The sequence below is a fragment of the Leclercia adecarboxylata genome (assembly GCF_023639785.1).
GTDB classification, from domain to species: domain Bacteria; phylum Pseudomonadota; class Gammaproteobacteria; order Enterobacterales; family Enterobacteriaceae; genus Enterobacter; species Enterobacter adecarboxylatus_D.
Map to the genome: position 1 here is coordinate 1,711,164 of NZ_CP098325.1, position 17,882 is coordinate 1,729,045.

Annotated in this window: 20 protein-coding genes; 15 read left to right on the forward strand and 5 right to left on the reverse strand. The window is 58.0% G+C overall.

Features of this window, described 5'->3' with window-relative positions; genetic code table 11:
- Positions 1 to 53: 53 nt before the first annotated feature.
- Entirely contained in the window at positions 54 to 614 is a 561-nt protein-coding gene (locus NB069_RS08000; protein ID WP_250588861.1) for a lipoprotein, read from the reverse strand.
- A 122-nt stretch (positions 615 to 736) separates the two neighbouring features.
- On the reverse strand, positions 737 to 1,945 hold the full coding sequence (gene mdtH / locus NB069_RS08005) for a multidrug efflux MFS transporter MdtH (RefSeq protein WP_250588862.1): 1,209 nt from the start codon (positions 1,943 to 1,945) through the stop codon (positions 737 to 739).
- 427 nt (positions 1,946 to 2,372) lie between these two features.
- On the opposite strand from mdtH, the gene rimJ reads away from it, so the two are divergent.
- The 4 genes from rimJ (at position 2,373) to murJ (ending at position 6,229) form a co-directional block, all read left to right on the forward strand.
- On the forward strand, positions 2,373 to 2,957 hold the full coding sequence (gene rimJ, locus NB069_RS08010; RefSeq protein WP_250588863.1) for a ribosomal protein S5-alanine N-acetyltransferase: 585 nt from the start codon (positions 2,373 to 2,375) through the stop codon (positions 2,955 to 2,957).
- A gap of 9 nt (positions 2,958 to 2,966) precedes the next feature.
- A complete protein-coding gene (locus NB069_RS08015; RefSeq protein ID WP_250588864.1) occupies positions 2,967 to 3,617 on the forward strand; it encodes a YceH family protein in 651 nt (216 codons plus the stop codon).
- A 2-nt stretch (positions 3,618 to 3,619) separates the two neighbouring features.
- Positions 3,620 to 4,543, forward strand: a complete 924-nt coding sequence (locus NB069_RS08020) for a Gfo/Idh/MocA family protein (RefSeq protein WP_250588865.1) — start codon at positions 3,620 to 3,622, stop codon at positions 4,541 to 4,543.
- Positions 4,544 to 4,693: 150 nt separating this feature from the next.
- Positions 4,694 to 6,229 (forward strand): murein biosynthesis integral membrane protein MurJ, encoded by a 1,536-nt coding sequence (murJ, locus tag NB069_RS08025; RefSeq protein WP_250588866.1) that lies wholly within the window; start codon positions 4,694 to 4,696, stop codon positions 6,227 to 6,229.
- Between the two features lie 48 nt (positions 6,230 to 6,277).
- Here the strand turns inward: murJ and flgN are convergent, their stop codons facing one another.
- From flgN to flgA, 3 genes are all read right to left on the reverse strand, one after another.
- Positions 6,278 to 6,700 (reverse strand): flagella biosynthesis chaperone FlgN, encoded by a 423-nt coding sequence (gene flgN, locus NB069_RS08030; protein ID WP_250588867.1) that lies wholly within the window; start codon positions 6,698 to 6,700, stop codon positions 6,278 to 6,280.
- A 7-nt stretch (positions 6,701 to 6,707) separates the two neighbouring features.
- Positions 6,708 to 6,995, reverse strand: a complete 288-nt coding sequence (flgM, locus tag NB069_RS08035; protein WP_250588868.1) for a flagellar biosynthesis anti-sigma factor FlgM — start codon at positions 6,993 to 6,995, stop codon at positions 6,708 to 6,710.
- Positions 6,996 to 7,088: 93 nt separating this feature from the next.
- On the reverse strand, positions 7,089 to 7,745 hold the full coding sequence (gene flgA, locus NB069_RS08040) for a flagellar basal body P-ring formation chaperone FlgA (protein ID WP_250588869.1): 657 nt from the start codon (positions 7,743 to 7,745) through the stop codon (positions 7,089 to 7,091).
- 160 nt (positions 7,746 to 7,905) lie between these two features.
- Here flgA and flgB point away from each other — a divergent pair, with 160 nt between their 5' ends.
- The 11 genes from flgB to flgL all read left to right on the forward strand — a co-directional run bounded on the left by flgB (position 7,906) and on the right by flgL (position 17,832).
- The gene (gene flgB / locus NB069_RS08045) at positions 7,906 to 8,325 is read left to right on the forward strand and encodes a flagellar basal body rod protein FlgB (RefSeq protein WP_250588870.1); all 420 of its coding nucleotides are present in this window, start codon (positions 7,906 to 7,908) and stop codon (positions 8,323 to 8,325) included.
- On the forward strand, positions 8,325 to 8,729 hold the full coding sequence (flgC, locus tag NB069_RS08050; protein ID WP_250588871.1) for a flagellar basal body rod protein FlgC: 405 nt from the start codon (positions 8,325 to 8,327) through the stop codon (positions 8,727 to 8,729). The genes flgB and flgC overlap by 1 nt, the downstream gene beginning before the upstream one ends.
- Before the next feature lie 11 nt (positions 8,730 to 8,740).
- A complete protein-coding gene (flgD, locus tag NB069_RS08055) occupies positions 8,741 to 9,445 on the forward strand; it encodes a flagellar hook assembly protein FlgD (protein WP_250588872.1) in 705 nt (234 codons plus the stop codon).
- A 27-nt stretch (positions 9,446 to 9,472) separates the two neighbouring features.
- Positions 9,473 to 10,753 carry a flagellar hook protein FlgE gene (flgE, locus tag NB069_RS08060; RefSeq protein WP_250588873.1) on the forward strand — a complete coding sequence of 427 codons (1,281 nt, stop codon included), beginning with the start codon at positions 9,473 to 9,475 and terminating at the stop codon, positions 10,751 to 10,753.
- Positions 10,754 to 10,773: 20 nt separating this feature from the next.
- Positions 10,774 to 11,529: a flagellar basal body rod protein FlgF gene (locus tag NB069_RS08065; RefSeq protein ID WP_250588874.1), complete on the forward strand. Its 756-nt coding sequence runs from the start codon at positions 10,774 to 10,776 to the stop codon at positions 11,527 to 11,529.
- Between the two features lie 11 nt (positions 11,530 to 11,540).
- The gene (gene flgG / locus NB069_RS08070; RefSeq protein ID WP_039028916.1) at positions 11,541 to 12,323 is read left to right on the forward strand and encodes a flagellar basal-body rod protein FlgG; all 783 of its coding nucleotides are present in this window, start codon (positions 11,541 to 11,543) and stop codon (positions 12,321 to 12,323) included.
- A 57-nt stretch (positions 12,324 to 12,380) separates the two neighbouring features.
- Entirely contained in the window at positions 12,381 to 13,079 is a 699-nt protein-coding gene (flgH, locus tag NB069_RS08075; RefSeq protein WP_039028917.1) for a flagellar basal body L-ring protein FlgH, read from the forward strand.
- 12 nt (positions 13,080 to 13,091) lie between these two features.
- Positions 13,092 to 14,189: a flagellar basal body P-ring protein FlgI gene (locus NB069_RS08080; RefSeq protein WP_250588875.1), complete on the forward strand. Its 1,098-nt coding sequence runs from the start codon at positions 13,092 to 13,094 to the stop codon at positions 14,187 to 14,189.
- Positions 14,189 to 15,142 carry a flagellar assembly peptidoglycan hydrolase FlgJ gene (gene flgJ, locus NB069_RS08085; protein ID WP_250588876.1) on the forward strand — a complete coding sequence of 318 codons (954 nt, stop codon included), beginning with the start codon at positions 14,189 to 14,191 and terminating at the stop codon, positions 15,140 to 15,142. Before NB069_RS08080 ends, flgJ begins: the two co-directional genes overlap by 1 nt.
- 75 nt (positions 15,143 to 15,217) lie before the next feature.
- Positions 15,218 to 16,864, forward strand: coding sequence for a flagellar hook-associated protein FlgK (gene flgK, locus NB069_RS08090; protein ID WP_250588877.1), 1,647 nt, complete (start codon positions 15,218 to 15,220; stop codon positions 16,862 to 16,864).
- Positions 16,865 to 16,878: 14 nt separating this feature from the next.
- Positions 16,879 to 17,832: a flagellar hook-associated protein FlgL gene (gene flgL, locus NB069_RS08095; protein WP_250588878.1), complete on the forward strand. Its 954-nt coding sequence runs from the start codon at positions 16,879 to 16,881 to the stop codon at positions 17,830 to 17,832.
- Positions 17,833 to 17,882: the final 50 nt, after the last annotated feature.

Sequence of the window (17,882 nt, forward strand, 5' to 3'; positions counted from 1 at the left end):
GTTTTCGTTTGCACTCTTTTCCGTAAAAAAAAGGCGCCGAAGCGCCTCAGAGGTTAATCGACGAAGGGGATCACAATCTCCCCCGGCTTCACTTCGATGCCTTTTGCGTATTTTTTCGCCAGCGCTTCACCCTTGCTGTTATCTTCTTTCAGGACGTAAGCGGGCTGGTGATTAAAGTAGTTTTGCAGGGACTGGTTCAGGTACGGCATTAACGTCTGCAGGACAGGTTTCATTTTGTCCGGAGACACGACCGCGTCGGTGATCTCCATCTGCTGCAGATAGATAGCCCCCTGATCTTTATTGAAGACCGGCAGCGCTTTTAACTTCAGCTTGATATTGGCTTTCTGGCTGCCGAACAGGGAGGTCATGTCCAGACTGGCATCGCCGGAGAGCATCACTTTGTTCGGCTCTTCACGACCAATCTGGCTGGCAAGATTGGTCAGGACGATATGCGCATCGGCCACGCCCGGAACGCCAATATCTTTCGCAAAGTTATTGCGCTTCTGCAGGGCCTGGTTGATCTCCTGCTCACTGACCGTGTACTGGGTAAGCTGATTACAACCAACCAGCAGGCCGCTGATGATCAACGCAGTGGCAATAACAAATTTTTTCATGGTTTTCCTCGACATAATGTCAGCGCTTCAATCCTGACGCGCCAGTATGTCAGGGGACAGCCAGCCAGACCAGCAGAAAAAACTGATTACGCTGAAGAACAGGAATTATGCCTGAGGCTCAGTCAGGCTCCGGGCTCCAGCATTCCAGGGGCAGTGCGCCTGTGGCTGAACTGCCAGCCCAGCGCAAAGAAGGTCATCACCCCAATCAGAGCCAGCATTACCCAGGGTAACTCAGGCTGGTTGAAGGCCTTCCCGGCGTCGAATAACCAGCCGCCACCGGCATAGCCCAGCGCGCCGCCAATCGCCAGCCCGAGACGGCTAAAGCCCATATAGCTGCCTCGCGCACGGGCATCCGCCAGCTGCGCGCTCAGCGTTTCACGGGCGGGCTCTGCAATGACAGATCCAATGTAGAAGGTGCATATCAGGATAAACAGCTGCTGCAGCGAGCTGACCATCCCGATAGGCAGCATGCTCAGAGACATCACCAACAGACCGGCCATCAGGCGGTGTTCAAGGCGGAAGCGTTTTTCGCTCCAGCGGGCAATCGGGTAGAGCAGGGTGAGGGAGAGACAGGCCTCAATGGCGTACATCCACTTCACGGCCGTCGGCGAGCCAGCAACATCGTTGACCATGATCGGCAGCATCAGCATCACCTGGACTCCCAGCATGTAATAACCCGCCAGCGTCAGCACGTAGGTGATAAAGCGTTTGTCGCGCCAGACCCGGTCCAGCCCTTCCCGCACCGGCGCTTTGACGGTGGAGAGTTTCCAGGCGGGCAGGAGCCAGGCGTTAAAGGCCGCGCACAGGATAAACAGCACCGCGCCAGTGGCGCAGACCAGGCGGAAATCATACTGCAGCAGCCAGCTTCCCAGCAGCGCTCCCACCACCGCACCCGCACTGTCCTGCATCATCAGCAGCGAGAAAAAGCGCCCGCGATGCTGGGGGCGGATCAGTTTGACCACTAACGCCGTACGCGGCGGGTCGAAGAGGGTGCCGCCAAGCCCGGAGACAATACAGGAGACCCACAGCAGCCAGGGCTCGTGGGCGATCGCCATGGTGGCAAAACCCGCCGCCCGCAGCAGCATGCCGGTAACGATCATCGGTTTCGCGCCAAAGCGGTCGGCAATCGCGCCGCCGAACACCCCCAGCCCCTGCTGAACGAACTGGCGCAATCCCAGCGCAATGCCGACCATTAATGCCGCCCAGCCCATCTGATCGACAAAACGAATCGAAATGAGCGGGAAAACGACAAAAAAGCCGAGTACAACCAGCATGTTATCGACAAGCAGGAAATATTTACCCAGGCTCCGGGCCTGTGAGATATGGGACATTTCCCCTCCAGGGAAATAGACCCGTCATACTTCAGGTTGCCGGTGCGTTGGCATGACTCGGCCCATGGCCTCGCCCCTTTGGGGCCAGCGCAAGCGCTGTTCAAACTGGCTATGCCAGTTTGTCTGCGCTCACCCCTGTCACTTACCGGAGTAAGCTCCAGGGGATCCGCTGCGTCGCCGCCTTCCTGCAACTCGAATTATTTAGGGTATCAAGATAATGAGCGCGCTAATATTCTGCGATGTCGGCAGGTTTTTTCCCACCGCGCAGGCGACAATATTTTTTTATCAAAAGGGTACTTTGATAGAGGCTTTTCATCGAAAAATGTGAAAAGTCTTCAAAATGGTATGTCACTGTTTTCCCAGAAGGCAGCGGCGCAGGTATAGTAAAGCTAACGGGTCAAGGTTGTAACATGAAGGAGCTGTATCCATGTTTGGCTATCGCAGTAATGTGCCGAAAGTACGCCTGACGACCGACCGGCTGGTGGTTCGCCTCGTCCATGAGCGTGATGCCTGGCGTCTGGCGGACTACTACGCTGAAAATCGTCAGTTTTTAAAACCCTGGGAACCCGTGCGGGATGAGAGCCATTGCTATCCTTCCGGCTGGCAGGCCCGGCTGAGCATGATTGCCGAGTTTCACAAGCAGGGCTCGGCGTTCTATTTTGCCCTGCTGGATCCCGATGAAAAAGAGATCGTCGGCATCGCCAACTTCTCTAACGTGGTGCGGGGATCCTTTCACGCCTGCTATCTGGGGTACTCCATCGGACAAAAATGGCAGGGGCAGGGCCTGATGTTCGAGGCGCTGACCTCGGCGATCCGCTATATGCAGCGTACCCAACATATGCACCGCATTATGGCCAACTATATGCCGCACAACCAGCGCAGCGGCGACCTGCTGGCGCGCCTCGGATTTGAAAAAGAGGGCTACGCCAAAGACTACCTGCTGATTGACGGCGAATGGCGCGATCATGTCCTGACGGCGCTGACAACCAAAGAGTGGAGCGCGGCGCGCTAAGGAACAGAGATGAAATATCAATTAACCGCCACAGAAGCGCGCGTCATCGGCTGCCTGCTGGAAAAGCAGGTCACCACCCCGGAACAGTATCCGCTCTCGGTGAATGCCGTCACCCTGGCCTGCAACCAGAAAACCAACCGTGAACCGGTGATGAACCTTGCCGAACATGAGGTACAGGAGCAGCTTGATGCGCTCGTCAAACGCCACTACCTGCGCACCGTCAGCGGTTTCGGCAATCGGGTCACCAAATATGAGCAGCGTTTTTGCAACTCTGAGTTTGGTGCCCTGAAGCTGAGCGCCGCAGAAGTGGCCATCGTCGCTACCCTGCTGCTGCGGGGGGCACAGACGCCAGGCGAGCTGCGCACCCGTGCCGCGCGCATGCATGAGTTCGCCGATATGCAGGAAGTGGAGCAGACCCTTGAAGGGCTGGCCGCCCGGGAAGATGGTCCCTTTGTCCTGCGTCTGGCGCGCGAGCCCGGCAAGCGTGAAAGCCGCTATATGCATCTGTTCAGCGGTGAGGTTGAAACCGTTGTCGCTGCGGTGGAAGCCGTGGCGCCGGCGACGGACGAGACCTTACTGGCCCGCGTTGAAGCGCTGGAAAACGAAGTCGAAGAACTCAAGCAGCGCCTCGATTCGCTGCTGGCACATCTGGGGGATTAACGGTGACAAAATTACGTGTGGGCGTAGTAGGGCTGGGCGGTATTGCCCAGAAAGCCTGGCTGCCGGTACTGAGCGCCGCGTCAGACTGGACGTTGCAGGGCGCCTGGTCGCCGTCGCGGGATAAGGCGCTCAGGATCTGCGAGTCGGTACGCATGCCTTACTTCGAATCGTTGCAGGATCTGGCCCGCGCCTGTGATGCGGTCTTTGTCCACACCTCTACCGCCACCCACTATCAGGTGGTCAGCGAGCTGCTGCATGCCGGGGTGCATGTCTGTGTCGATAAACCCCTGGCGGACAATCTGGCCGACGCCGAGCGGCTGATTGACCTTGCCGCGCAGAAGAAACTGACCCTGATGGTTGGCTTTAACCGTCGCTTTGCGCCGCTCTATCAGCAGCTGAAAAGCGGGCTGGTGGGGGCGGCATCACTGCGGATGGACAAGCATCGCGCCGACAGTGTCGGGCCTGGCGATCTGCGTTTTACCCTGCTCGATGATTATCTGCATGTGGTGGACACTGCACTTTGGCTGGCCGGGGATGACGCCCAGCTGACCGGCGGCACGCTGCAGACCAATGAGCAGGGGGCGATGGTCTATGCCGAGCACCATTTCAGCGCGGGCACGCTGCAGGTGACCACCTCCATGCACCGTCGGGCGGGCAGCCAGCGGGAGTGGGTTCAGGCGGTCACTGACGGCGCGCTGCTGGATGTGACCGACATGCGCGAATGGCGCGAGGAGCGGGGGGCGGGTATTGTCACGCCAGCGATACCGGGCTGGCAAAGCACCCTGGAGCAGCGCGGTTTCGCGGGCTGCGCGCGTCACTTTATCGAATGCGTGCAAAATCAGACGGTTCCTGAAACCTCGGGCGAACAGGCGATCCGCGCCCAGCGCATCGTGGAAAAGCTCTGGCGCGATGCCATGAGTGAATAACCCGCTGTAACATCTGCCCATAGCAATTCCTGTTTTTACGAGTAGACTAGGCGCGTTTTGCGTTTTCCAGGCCGGGTAAGCACCGCGCTACCCGGCGAAATTACGCCTGCTTTGCAGGCGTTTTGTTTCAGGTAGTGGAAGCTCACGTTAATGAACCTATTAAAATCGCTGGCCGCCGTCAGCTCGATGACCATGTTTTCGCGCGTGCTGGGTTTTGCGCGCGACGCCATTGTGGCGCGGGTCTTTGGCGCAGGGATGGCGACTGACGCCTTTTTTGTTGCTTTTAAACTGCCCAACCTGCTGCGCCGAATTTTTGCCGAAGGCGCGTTTTCGCAGGCCTTTGTGCCGATCCTGGCGGAATACAAAAGCAAGCAGGGCGAAGACGCCACCAGAGTGTTTGTCGCCTATGTGTCGGGACTGCTGACCCTCGCGCTGGCGATCGTCACGGTGATCGGGATGCTGGCAGCGCCCTGGGTGATCATGGTCACCGCGCCAGGGTTTGCCGATACCGCCGACAAGTTTGCCCTGACCTCGCAGCTGCTGCGTATCACCTTTCCTTATATTCTGCTGATCTCGCTGGCGTCGCTGGTCGGGGCCATCCTCAATACCTGGAACCGTTTTTCGGTCCCGGCGTTTGCGCCAACGTTTCTGAACGTCAGCATGATCGGCTTTGCGCTCTTTGCCGCCCCGCACTTCCATCCGCCGGTACTGGCGCTGGCCTGGGCGGTGACGGTGGGGGGCGTGCTGCAGCTGGCGTATCAGCTGCCGCACCTGAAGAAGATCGGCATGCTGGTGCTGCCGCGCATTAACCTGCGCGATGCCGGGGCGATGCGGGTGGTTAAGCAGATGGGGCCCGCGATCCTCGGCGTCTCGGTAAGCCAGATTTCGCTGATCATCAATACCATTTTTGCCTCGTTCCTTGTCTCCGGGTCGGTCTCGTGGATGTACTACGCTGACCGCCTGATGGAGTTCCCGTCCGGGGTGCTGGGCGTGGCGCTGGGCACTATTTTGCTGCCTTCGCTCTCCCGCAGTTTCGCCAGCGGCAACCACGATGAGTACTGTCGCCTGATGGACTGGGGATTACGCCTTTGCTTCCTGCTGGCGCTGCCAAGCGCGGTGGCGCTGGGGATCCTTGCGAAACCGCTCACCGTCTCCCTGTTCCAGTACGGTAAATTTACCGCTTTTGATGCCGCCATGACCCAGCGGGCGCTGGTCGCCTACTCGGTGGGGCTGATGGGACTTATCGTGGTGAAAGTGCTGGCGCCGGGCTTCTACTCGCGTCAGGACATCAAGACACCGGTGAAAATCGCCATCGTGACGCTGATCATGACCCAGATAATGAACCTGGCTTTTATCGGCCCGCTGAAGCATGCCGGTCTGTCGTTGTCCATCGGTCTGGCGGCCTGTCTCAATGCCGGGCTGCTCTACTGGCAGCTGCGCAAACAGCAGATCTTTACCCCGCAGCCGGGCTGGTCGAGCTTCCTGTTGCGTCTGGTCATTGCCGTGCTGGTCATGGCGGCGGCGCTGGTGGGGATGCTGTACGTCATGCCGGAGTGGTCGCTGGGCACCATGCCATATCGTCTCCTGCGCCTGATGGCCGTGGTGCTGGTGGGTGTGGTGGCTTACTTCGCCACGCTGGCGGTGCTGGGCTTTAAGGTCAAAGAGTTCGCCCGCCGTACGGCATAAAAAAAGGGAGCGCCTGTCGGTGCTCCCTTTTTTATCGCTATCGCCTGATTAAATCGAAAATTTCTTCCCGCCAGGGCGTGAGCTGGCCGTCTGGCCATCGGCGCCATACAGTCCCGTCTCCTGATGCGGCTTAAGTACCTCAAGCGCCTGCTGGTTACGAAGGATTTGCCCCTCCAGTAACCACCCGTTGTGCTGATTCAGATCGCGCAGATGCTGCGTTTTTTCAGTAATAGTTTGCCAGCGATCGACGACATCATCATTTGCACTGTGGCGCGCGGATTGCTCGCTGCGTCGCTGCTGTTCAAGGTAGTCCAGCGTCGCCAGCAGGGAGCTTTTGTCTTCTGTAATGCGCTGCAGCGCGCTGCCGTGAACATTTCCGGCAGAGAGCTGCTGTTGTTCGGCGTCCATCACCGTTTTCAGGTCGTTCAGCACGACCGTCATTTGATCCATTATTTCCGTCAGACGACTCATACGGTGATTACTCTAAGAAACTTTGCGCATCCTGGATCAGCGCATCAGCGATTTTACTGGTATCCATTTTCAGCTCGCCATTGCGGATGGCGGTTTTCAGCGCTTCAACACGTTCCATGTTGATATCGTTACTGCCAGGCTGCATCAGTTTCGCCTGGGCATCGCTCAGCGTGACGCTGGTGCTGTTGGCGGTCGCCGATTTCTGCGAGCGAGTCTTTGCAGGGGCAGTGTCATTCAGCTCGCGCGGTTGTACAGGGCTAACCGGCTTAAGGGGCGATGTACGATCAATGCTCATTATGTTGTCCTCATCGAGGGTTCGCGGCGTTGGCGCCTGACATCATCATTTGTTACTTGTTTATCGGCAGCCGCCGCACAATCTTTAAAAAGATTACAGGTTAATCAGAATATTCCCATCCGTATCGACCGTTCCGCTCACCACTTGGCCCGATGTCATCCTGACCCGTGCATTCTGCGCAACCGCTGCGTTATTCAGTGCCTGGCCTTCACCGTTGACGCTAAAGCCGTCGCCGCTGGCGATCACCATTACCCGCTGCCCGGCTTTGATTCGCCAGGACTGGCGCAGCATCGACAGCTGCAGCGGCTGCCCCGGCACCAGATCCCGCAGGGTGACGGCATTTTGCACCTGGTTAATATCCAGAATAGCCCGCGGCGGAAGCTGATCCAGCCTGCCGCGCTTCAGCGTCACGCTCCCCGGCTGCAGGGCGGCGCCCCGGGGGATACTCCGGGACGCGACAACATAATCGCCCGTCGCCTGAACTGCAACCTGAATAAACCGTTTTTCATTACCACATTGTGCCCTGACGCTGACGTTGCCCCACAACCTGGTGTTGCCGAGGACGCTGAATGCAGGCATCTCGCAGGAAGGACGCATGTTGGCTGGCGTGCGGACCTGGACCGAAACCTCATCGCTGAATCCCGCCAGCCGCTGGGCAAAGAAGGCCGTCAGCTGGGCGTCGAGATCCTGTGCCTGTGAGAGTGTGCTCCACAGGAGCAGGGTTGCGGTCAAACCACGTTTAAGTGCCATATCGCCCGTTACCGTCGGTTGAATGATGAGCAGAATTCTACCTGTAGCGGTTTGGCATCAACGCAATAAATAGCGACGCATTTTGCGCTTATTCCGTCGATGAAGGAGATGGGGTGAGATTTAAGCTATCTACTGAAATTTTGCCATCAGCGGAGGAGACATGCTCGATAAACTCGACGCCGCGCTACGTTTTCAGCAGGAAGCGCTCAACTTACGCGCCCAGCGTCAGGAGATTCTGGCCGCCAATATCGCAAACGCTGATACCCCCGGGTTTCAGGCGCGTGATATCGATTTTTCCAGTGAATTAAAGAAAGTGATGGAGCGCGGACGGGCCGAAAATAGCGGTGTCGCCCTCGCGCTGACCTCTGCACGCCACATTCCCGCAGAGACCGTGACCACCCCGAATATCGATTTACTTTATCGCGTTCCCGATCAGCCATCCCTGGACGGCAACACCGTCGACATGGACCGGGAGCGTACCCAGTTCGCCGATAACAGCCTGAAGTACCAGATGGGACTGACCGTTCTCGGCGGGCAGATTAAAGGCATGATGAATGTTCTGCAAGGAGGCAACCAGTAATGGCTTTGCTCAATATCTTTGATATCGCGGGTTCAGCGCTGACCGCGCAATCCAAACGTCTGAACGTTGCCGCCAGTAACCTGGCGAACGCCGACAGCGTGGCCGGCCCGGACGGGCAACCCTATCGCGCTAAGCAGGTTGTGTTCCAGGTGGATGCTGCACCGGGTGCGCAAACCGGCGGGGTAAAAGTCGCCAATGTGATTGAGAGCCAGGCACCGGACAAACTGGTGTATGAGCCGGGCAATCCGCTGGCTGACGCCAATGGCTACGTCAAGATGCCGAACGTGGATGTGGTCGGCGAGATGGTAAATACCATGTCAGCGTCCCGCAGCTACCAGGCCAACGTAGAAGTGCTGAACACCGTGAAGAGCATGATGCTTAAAACGCTCACTCTGGGCCAGTAAAGGAGAGATCAATGTCCATTGCCGTTAATGTAAATGACAGGTCGGCGACCACGGGCGTTTCCGGCGCCACGGGCAGCAGCTCCCTGACCGGAAGTAATGCTTCCGATCTGCAGAGCAGCTTCCTGACGCTGCTGGTCGCGCAGCTGAAAAACCAGGATCCAACCAACCCGATGCAGAACAACGAACTGACCACGCAGCTTGCGCAGATCAGTACGGTGAGCGGCATCGAGAAGCTCAACACCACCCTGGGTTCCATTTCCGGGCAGATCGACAGCAGCCAGTCGATGCAGGCCAGCACCCTGATTGGTCATGGCGTGATGATCCCAGGCTCCACCGTTCTGGCGGGCAGCAGCACCACCGACGGCACCAGCACCACTTCCACCACGCCGTTTGGCGTTGAGCTGCAGCAGAGCGCCGACAAAGTGACCGCCACCATCACCGATAAAAACGGTGCGGTGGTTCGCACCATTGATATCGGCGAACTGAAAGCCGGGGTTCACACCTTTACCTGGGATGGCACGATGACCGATGGCAGCAGTGCGCCAAACGGCTCTTATAACGTTGCCATTTCCGCCAGCAGTGGCAGCACGCAGCTGGTGGCCCAGCCACTGCAGTTCGCGATGGTGCAGGGCGTGATCCGCAGCAGCAGCGGTAACACGCTGGATCTGGGGACTTACGGTACGACTACGCTCGACGAAGTTCGGCAGATTATTTAAGCCTTAACCTTTAATCAGGAGTAACAAATGGCCTTTTCACAAGCGGTCAGCGGCCTGAATGCTGCAGCCACTAACCTCGACGTCATTGGTAACAACATTGCCAACTCCGCGACCTATGGCTTTAAGTCCGGTAGCGCGTCGTTTGCAGATATGTTCGCCGGCTCCAAGGTGGGTCTGGGCGTAAAAGTCGCTGGCATCACCCAGGACTTCGCTGACGGTACCACCACCAACACCGGTCGTGGTCTGGACGTAGCGATCAGCCAGAACGGTTTCTTCCGTATGCTCGACAGCAACGGTTCGGTCTACTACAGCCGTAACGGCCAGTTCAGCCTGGACGAAAACCGCAACCTGGTGAACATGCAGGGCCTGCAGGTAACGGGCTATCCGGCAGGCGGCACCCCGCCAACGGTACAGACCGGTGCGAACCCACAGCCGATCACCATTCCAAACAACCTGATGGCGGCAAAAGCGACCACCACCGCGGCCCAGCAGATCAACCTGAACTCTACGGACAGCGTGCCGACCATTCCGTTTGACGTAACAAACGCCAACCCGGATTCAGACAGCTTCAATAAAAAAGGCACCATCACCGTTTATGACAACCAGGGTAACGCCCACAACATGTATGTCTACTACGTGAAAACGGCAGACAACAAGTGGGATGTCTATTCACAGGATGGCAGCGTGGCGAACGGCAAGATCACCAAATCTGCCCAGATGAGCTTCGACAGCAACGGTAACCTGGAAGGCGTGTATAACTACACCGCCCTGGGCACCACGCCGGAAACCTGGACGATGAGCGCCACGGCAAATGCCAACCCGGCCATCAACGTGACCACCGATCCCCTGAGCGGTGCGCTACCGGTGACTTTCTCCCTGAGCTTCCTGAACTCCATGCAGCAGAACACCGGGGCGAATAACATCGTGGCGACTAACCAGAACGGCTACAAGCCGGGCGACCTGGTGAGCTATCAGATCAACGATGACGGCACCGTGGTGGGTAACTACTCCAACGAACAAAATCAGGTTCTGGGTCAGATCGTGCTGGCTAACTTCGCCAACAACGAAGGCCTGCAGTCCGAAGGTAACAACGTCTGGTCTGCCACCCAGTCATCAGGCGTGGCGCTGCTGGGCACTGCGGGTTCCGGTAACTTCGGTACCCTGACCAACGGCGCGCTGGAAGCCTCCAACGTCGATCTGAGTAAAGAACTGGTCAATATGATCGTCGCGCAGCGTAACTACCAGTCTAACGCGCAGACCATCAAAACCCAGGATCAGATCCTCAACACGCTGGTTAACCTCCGCTAAGTGGCTGACGGGATAGCTTAATGGATCACGCAATATATACCGCGATGGGCGCGGCCAGTCAGACGCTCAACCAGCAGGCCGTGACCGCCAGTAACCTGGCGAACGCCTCCACGCCGGGTTTTCGTGCGCAGCTTAATGCAATGCGCGCCGTGCCGGTGGAAGGGCTCTCCCTGCCAACGCGTACCCTGGTCACCGCATCCACCCCGGGCGCCGATATGACGCCGGGGCAGATGGATTACACCTCGCGCCCGCTCGACGTGGCGCTGCAGCAGGACGGCTGGCTGACGGTTGAGACCGCCGACGGCGGCGAAGGCTACACCCGTAACGGGAACATCCAGGTGGATTCGGTCGGGCAACTGACCATCCAGGGACGTCCGGTTATCGGTGAAGGCGGCCCGATCGTCGTGCCGGAAGGCTCGGAGATCACCATCGCGGCAGACGGTACTATCTCCGCCCTGAACCCGGGCGATCCGCCGAACACCGTGGCCCCGGTTGGCCGCCTGAAGCTGGTAAAAGCTGAAGGCTTCGAAGTGCAGCGTGGCGACGACGGCATGTTCCGTCTGACCCAGGCGGCGCAGGCTACCCGTGGCGCGACGTTACAGGCAGACCCCACCATTCGCGTGATGTCTGGCGTGCTGGAAGGCAGTAACGTTAAGCCGGTGACCGCGATGACCGACATGATCGCCAGCGCACGCCGTTTTGAAATGCAGATGAAGGTGATTTCCAGCGTTGATGAAAACGCCGGTCGCGCCAACCAACTGCTGTCAATGAGTTAACAGGACTTCATATGATCAGTTCTTTATGGATCGCGAAAACGGGTCTCGACGCGCAGCAAACCAATATGGATGTCATCGCCAACAACCTGGCGAACGTCAGCACCAACGGGTTTAAGCGCCAGCGTGCCGTTTTCGAAGATTTGCTTTATCAAACCATCCGCCAGCCAGGGGCGCAGTCGTCTGAACAGACTACGCTGCCTTCCGGCCTGCAGATAGGTACCGGTGTTCGCCCGGTGGCAACCGAGCGTCTGCACAGCCAGGGCAACCTGTCCCAGACCAACAACAGCAAAGACGTGGCGATCAAAGGCCAGGGCTTCTTCCAGGTTCAGCTCCCGGACGGCACCTCTGGCTACACCCGTGACGGTTCGTTCCAGGTGGATCAGAACGGCCAGCTGGTGACCGCAGGCGGTTTCCAGGTGCAACCGGCGATCACCATTCCGGCGAACGCCCTGAGCATCACCATCGGACGTGACGGGATCGTGAGCGTGACCCAGCAGGGCCAGGCCGCGCCGGTGCAGGTCGGCCAGCTTAACCTGACCACCTTCATGAACGACACCGGTCTGGAAAGCATCGGTGAGAACCTGTACATCGAAACGCAGTCCTCCGGTGCGCCGAACGAGAGCACGCCGGGCCTGAACGGTTCAGGTCTGCTGTATCAGGGGTATGTGGAAACCTCAAACGTCAACGTCGCGGAAGAGCTGGTGAACATGATCCAGGTGCAACGCGCGTACGAAATTAACAGTAAAGCAGTGTCAACGACCGACCAGATGCTGCAGAAACTGACGCAACTTTAAGGTGTAGTCCGGTGCGGTTCGCGCCGCACCGGCTCCCTGTTTTCGAAGATGAAGGCAATGCAAAAACACGCGGCGATTCGTTATCCGATAGTGACACTCCTGGCCGTGACCCTCAGCGGTTGCGCCTGGGTTCCGTCTCAACCCCTGGTGCAGGGTGCGACCTCCGCCCAACCCATTCCTGGCCCGACGCCGGTAGTGAATGGCTCCATTTTCCAGACCGCGCAGCCGATTAACTACGGTTATCAGCCGCTGTTTGAAGACCGTCGCCCACGTAATATCGGCGATACCCTGACCATCCAGCTACAGGAAAACGTCAGCGCCAGTAAAAGCTCGTCGGCGAATGCCAGCCGCGACGGGAAAACCAATTTTGGCTTCGACACTGTGCCACGCTATCTCGAAGGCCTCTTCGGTAATGCGCGAGCCGATGCCGAGGCGTCTGGCGGCAACTCCTTTAACGGTAAAGGCGGCGCCAATGCCAGCAACACCTTTAGCGGCACCCTGACGGTCACCGTCGACCAGGTGCTGGCGAACGGCAATTTACATGTCGTGGGTGAAAAACAGATCGCCATCAACCAGGGCACTGAATTCATTCGCTTCTCCGGTGTGGTTAACCCTCGCACCATCAGCGGCTCCAACACCGTACCGTCCACCCAGGTGGCCGATGCGCGCATTGAGTACGTCGGCAACGGCTACATCAACGAAGCGCAGAATATGGGCTGGTTGCAGCGTTTCTTCCTTAACCTATCACCGATGTAATCGAGGTGACCTATGTTTAAATCCCTCTTCGGATTCCTGCTGGTGCTGGTGGCAACCTGTGCCCAGGCCGACCGTATTCGCGATCTCACAAGCGTACAGGGCGTGCGGGAAAACTCACTGATCGGTTACGGTCTGGTCGTGGGACTGGACGGTACGGGTGACCAGACCACCCAGACGCCGTTCACCACCCAGAGCCTGAACAACATGCTCTCCCAGCTCGGCATTACCGTGCCGGCAGGGACTAACATGCAGCTGAAAAACGTGGCGGCGGTTATGGTCACCGCCTCTTTCCCGGCCTTCGCGCGCCAGGGACAAACCATCGACGTGGTGGTCTCCTCCATGGGTAACGCGAAAAGCCTGCGCGGTGGTACGCTGCTGATGACTCCGTTGAAAGGGGTCGACAGCCAGGTGTATGCCCTGGCGCAAGGGAACATCCTCGTCGGCGGGGCGGGTGCCTCCGCAGGCGGCAGCAGCGTGCAGGTTAACCAGCTTAACGGCGGGCGTATAACTAACGGGGCCGTCATCGAACGTGAGCTGCCGACCCAGTTTGGCACCGGCAACACCATCAACCTGCAGCTGAACCAGGACGACTTCACCATGGCGCAGCAGATTGCGGACACCATCAACCGCGGCCGCGGCTTTGGCAGCGCCACCGCGCTGGACGCCCGTACCGTGCAGATCCGCGTCTCCAGCGGTGGCAGCAACCAGGTGCGTCTGCTGGCGGACATCCAGAATATGGAAGTGAACGTCACGCCGCAGGACGCCAAAGTGATTATCAACTCCCGTACCGGCTCGGTGGTCATGAACCGTGAGGTGACCCTGGACAGCTGTGCCGTGGCGCAGGGCAACCTCTCTGTTACCGTCAACCGCTCGGCTAACGTCAGCCAGCCGGATACGCCGTTTGGCGGCGGTGAAACGGTGGTCACGCCGCAGACCCAGATTGATTTACGTCAGAGCGGCGGCTCGCTGCAGAGCGTGCGCTCCAGCGCCAACCTGAACAACGTGGTCCGTGCCCTCAATGCGCTGGGCGCCACCCCGATGGATCTGATGTCGATTCTGCAGTCCATGCAGAGCGCGGGCTGTCTGCGCGCCAAAGTGGAAATTATCTGATGCTGACCGATAGCAAACTGCTGAGCAGCGCGGCCTGGGATACCCAGTCGCTCAACGAACTGAAGTCTAAAGCGGGCAAAGATCCGGCGGGGAATATCCGCCCGGTGGCCCGCCAGGTGGAGGGGATGTTTGTCCAGATGATGCTGAAAAGCATGCGTGAAGCCCTGCCGAAAGACGGCATCTTCAGCAGCGACTCCACGCGTCTGTACACCAGCATGTATGACCAGCAGATTGCGCAGCAGATGACCGCCGGTAAAGGGCTGGGACTGGCGGATGTGATCGTTAAGCAGATGGCGGCCGCCCAGGGCGTGCCGCCGGAAGAGGCACCGCAGCAGGTACCGATGAAGTTCGATCTGGAAAGGGTGACCAGCTATCAAAACCAGGCCCTGACCCAGATGGTGCGTAAAGCGGTACCGAAGGTGCCTGAAAGTAACGATGAACCCCTCACCGGGGACAGCAAGGACTTCCTGGCGCAGCTTTCACTGCCGGCGCGTCTTGCCAGCCAGCAGAGCGGGGTTCCCCATCACCTGATCCTCGCCCAGGCGGCGCTGGAGTCGGGCTGGGGGCAACGTCAGATCCGCCGCGAGAACGGCGAGCCGAGCTTCAACATCTTCGGTGTTAAGGCATCGGGAAGCTGGAAAGGGCCAACCACCGAGATCACCACTACCGAATATGAAAATGGCGAGGCGAAAAAGGTCAAAGCCAAATTCCGCGTGTACAGCTCGTATCTGGAGGCGCTTTCAGACTATGTCGGCCTGCTGAGTCGTAACCCGCGCTATGCGGCAGTGACCCAGGCTGCGACGGCAGAGCAGGGGGCGCAGGCGTTGCAGAATGCCGGCTACGCCACCGACCCGCAGTATGCCCGCAAGCTGACCAGCATGATCCAGCAGCTGAAATCGATGGGTGAGAAAGTCAGCAAAGCCTACAGCAGCGATATCGAAAATCTGTTCTGAAAGTTCTCAAGTCCGGCTGGAGCCTGCCGATAATCTCCAGCAGGACTCGTGTCTGAAAGTATAAAAGGAACCCCCATGTCCAGTTTGATCAACAGCGCCATGAGTGGCCTCAGTGCGGCACAGGCTGCACTGAATACCGCCAGTAATAACATTTCAAGCTACAACGTGACGGGCTATACCCGTCAGACGACGGTGCTGAGTGCCTCAAACAGTACGCTGACGGGCGGCGGTTGGGTTGGCAACGGCGTGTATGTCTCCGGGGTCCAGCGCGAATATGATGCATTCATTACTAACCAGCTGCGCGCCGCGCAGAACCAGAGCAGCGCCCTGACCACCCGCTACCAGCAGATGTCCAAAATTGACGACATTCTGTCGGGCAGCACCAACAGCCTGGCGACCACCATGCAGGACTTCTTCAGCAGCCTGCAGACGCTGGTCAGCAATGCCGAAGATCCGGCCGCGCGCCAGACGGTACTGGGCAAAGCTGATGGCCTGGTGAATCAGTTCAAAGTGAACGATCAGTATCTGCGCGATCAGGATAAGCAGATCAACACCGCGATCGGCACCAGCGTTGAGCAGATCAACAACTACGCCAAACAAATTGCTAACCTGAACGATCAGATTTCCCGTCTGACCGGCGTGGGCGCGGGCGCGTCTCCGAACAACCTGCTCGATCAGCGTGACCAGCTGGTGAGCGAGCTGAACCAGATCGTGGGCGTTGAAGTCGCCGTTCAGGACAGCGGCACCTATAACGTCTCCTTCGGTAACGGCTACAACCTGGTTCAGGGCAGCACTGCCAACCAGCTGGCGGCGGTAAAATCCAGCGCCGATCCTTCCCGCACTACGGTGGCCTTTGTTGACGGCACCTCGGGCCCGGTTGAGATCCCGGAAAAACTGCTGACCAGCGGTTCCCTGGGCGGCATGTTGTCCTTCCGTACCGAAGAGCTCGATGCGGCACGCAACACCCTCAACCAGCTGGCGCTCACCTTCGCGAATGCGATGAATACCCAGCATGAAAAGGGCTATGACGTAGAAGGTAAACCCGGCGGTGAGTTATTTGATATCGGCGCGCCTGCAGTGTTGGCTAACAGCAAAAATACCGGTACGGCTGCCGTGTCAGCGACGGTTGATATGGACAACTTTGCCAAAGTGCAGGCGACGGATTACAAGATGGAGTTTGATGGCTCCAGCTGGAAAATCACCCGCCTGTCCGATAAAACGACGGTCACTGCCACCGATGACGGTAATGGAAATCTCTCCTTCGATGGCCTGAAGGTTAACGTCTCCGGCGCGGCAAAAAACAAAGACAGCTTTACCATCAAACCCGTCGCTAATGCCATCGTAAATATGGACGTGGCGATCAGCGAAGAGGGAAAACTGGCCCTGGCTTCTGACCCTGATGGCGGTGAAAGTGATAACCGCAACGGCCAGGCGCTGCTGGATCTACAGAACAGCAAAGTGGTCGGCGGCAACAAAAGCTTCAACGATGCCTATGCCTCGCTGGTCAGCACCGTCGGTAGCAAAACCGCGACGCTGAAATCCAGCAGCACTACCCAGGCAAACGTGACGACGCAGCTGAGCAACCAGCAGCAGTCGATCTCCGGCGTTAACCTCGACGAAGAGTACGGCAACCTGCAGCGCTTCCAGCAGTACTATCTGGCCAATGCCCAGGTGCTGCAAACCGCCAGCACGCTCTTCGACGCGTTAATTAACATTCGCTAAGGCTGAGGTGAACGATGCGTATTAGCACCCAGATGATGTACCAGCAGAACATGCGCGGGATCACCGATTCCCAGAGCAAGTGGATGGAGTACGGGGAACAGATGTCCACCGGCAAACGTGTAAACCGTCCTTCTGACGATCCGATTGCCGCTTCGCAGGCCGTGGTGGTGTCGCAGGCCCAGGCGCAGAACAGCCAGTACACGCTGGCCCGCTCTTTTGCCACACAGAAAGTATCGCTGGAAGAGAATATTTTGGGGCAGGTGACCACAGCGTTGCAGTCTGCCCAGGAAAAGATCGTCTATGCAGGTAACGGCACCCTGAGTGATAGCGATCGTAACTCTCTTGCCACCGATCTGCAGGGTATTCGCGATCAGCTGATGAACCTGGCAAATAGTACTGACGGTAACGGACGCTACATTTTTGCAGGTTATAAAACTGACGCCGCTGCATTTGATCAGGCTAGCGGGACATATACTGGGGGTTCCACGCCAATCAGTCAGCAGGTCGATTCCGCACGTACCATGCAGATCAGCCACACAGGCACCGAAGTGTTCGCCTCTTTCACCAGCAATGCGACGCCGGAACCTGCAGGCAGCACGCAGGAAAAGAATCTGTTCAAAATTTTCGATAGTGCGATTGCAGCCCTTAAAGTTCCTGTTGAAGGCGATCAGGCGAAAGCTGACCAGTTTGCTGCTGATATTGATAAAGCAAACCGGGGCTTACGTAACTCCCTTGATAACGTGCTTACCGTGCGCGCCGATCTGGGGACAAAACTGAAGGAACTCGAATCACTTGATACGCTGGGAAGCGATCGCGCCTTAGGACTGTCGACGCAAATGAGCGATCTTGTAGAAGTTGACTGGAACGCGGCGATTTCGTCCTACACCATGCAGCAGGCGGCGTTGCAGGCATCCTATAAAGCGTTCAGCGACATGCAGGGTATGTCTCTTTTCCAGCTTAATAAGTAACAGTCTTGACCTTTGGACATGACTTGAAACTGGTTATGTTCTGTGTGCCC

Bases quoted from the DNA above. Each gene is read 5' to 3' on its own strand.
- NB069_RS08000 (WP_250588861.1), bottom strand. From the start codon at position 614: ATGAAAAAATTTGTTATTGCCACTGCGTTGATCATCAGCGGCCTGCTG.
- mdtH (WP_250588862.1), bottom strand. From the start codon at position 1,945: ATGTCCCATATCTCACAGGCCCGGAGCCTGGGTAAATATTTCCTGCTT.
- rimJ (WP_250588863.1), top strand. From the start codon at position 2,373: ATGTTTGGCTATCGCAGTAATGTGCCGAAAGTACGCCTGACGACCGAC.
- NB069_RS08015 (WP_250588864.1), top strand. From the start codon at position 2,967: ATGAAATATCAATTAACCGCCACAGAAGCGCGCGTCATCGGCTGCCTG.
- murJ (WP_250588866.1), top strand. From the start codon at position 4,694: ATGAACCTATTAAAATCGCTGGCCGCCGTCAGCTCGATGACCATGTTT.
- flgN (WP_250588867.1), bottom strand. From the start codon at position 6,700: ATGAGTCGTCTGACGGAAATAATGGATCAAATGACGGTCGTGCTGAAC.
- flgM (WP_250588868.1), bottom strand. From the start codon at position 6,995: ATGAGCATTGATCGTACATCGCCCCTTAAGCCGGTTAGCCCTGTACAA.
- flgA (WP_250588869.1), bottom strand. From the start codon at position 7,745: ATGGCACTTAAACGTGGTTTGACCGCAACCCTGCTCCTGTGGAGCACA.
- flgB (WP_250588870.1), top strand. From the start codon at position 7,906: ATGCTCGATAAACTCGACGCCGCGCTACGTTTTCAGCAGGAAGCGCTC.
- flgC (WP_250588871.1), top strand. From the start codon at position 8,325: ATGGCTTTGCTCAATATCTTTGATATCGCGGGTTCAGCGCTGACCGCG.
- flgD (WP_250588872.1), top strand. From the start codon at position 8,741: ATGTCCATTGCCGTTAATGTAAATGACAGGTCGGCGACCACGGGCGTT.
- flgE (WP_250588873.1), top strand. From the start codon at position 9,473: ATGGCCTTTTCACAAGCGGTCAGCGGCCTGAATGCTGCAGCCACTAAC.
- NB069_RS08065 (WP_250588874.1), top strand. From the start codon at position 10,774: ATGGATCACGCAATATATACCGCGATGGGCGCGGCCAGTCAGACGCTC.
- flgG (WP_039028916.1), top strand. From the start codon at position 11,541: ATGATCAGTTCTTTATGGATCGCGAAAACGGGTCTCGACGCGCAGCAA.
- flgH (WP_039028917.1), top strand. From the start codon at position 12,381: ATGCAAAAACACGCGGCGATTCGTTATCCGATAGTGACACTCCTGGCC.
- NB069_RS08080 (WP_250588875.1), top strand. From the start codon at position 13,092: ATGTTTAAATCCCTCTTCGGATTCCTGCTGGTGCTGGTGGCAACCTGT.
- flgJ (WP_250588876.1), top strand. From the start codon at position 14,189: ATGCTGACCGATAGCAAACTGCTGAGCAGCGCGGCCTGGGATACCCAG.
- flgK (WP_250588877.1), top strand. From the start codon at position 15,218: ATGTCCAGTTTGATCAACAGCGCCATGAGTGGCCTCAGTGCGGCACAG.
- flgL (WP_250588878.1), top strand. From the start codon at position 16,879: ATGCGTATTAGCACCCAGATGATGTACCAGCAGAACATGCGCGGGATC.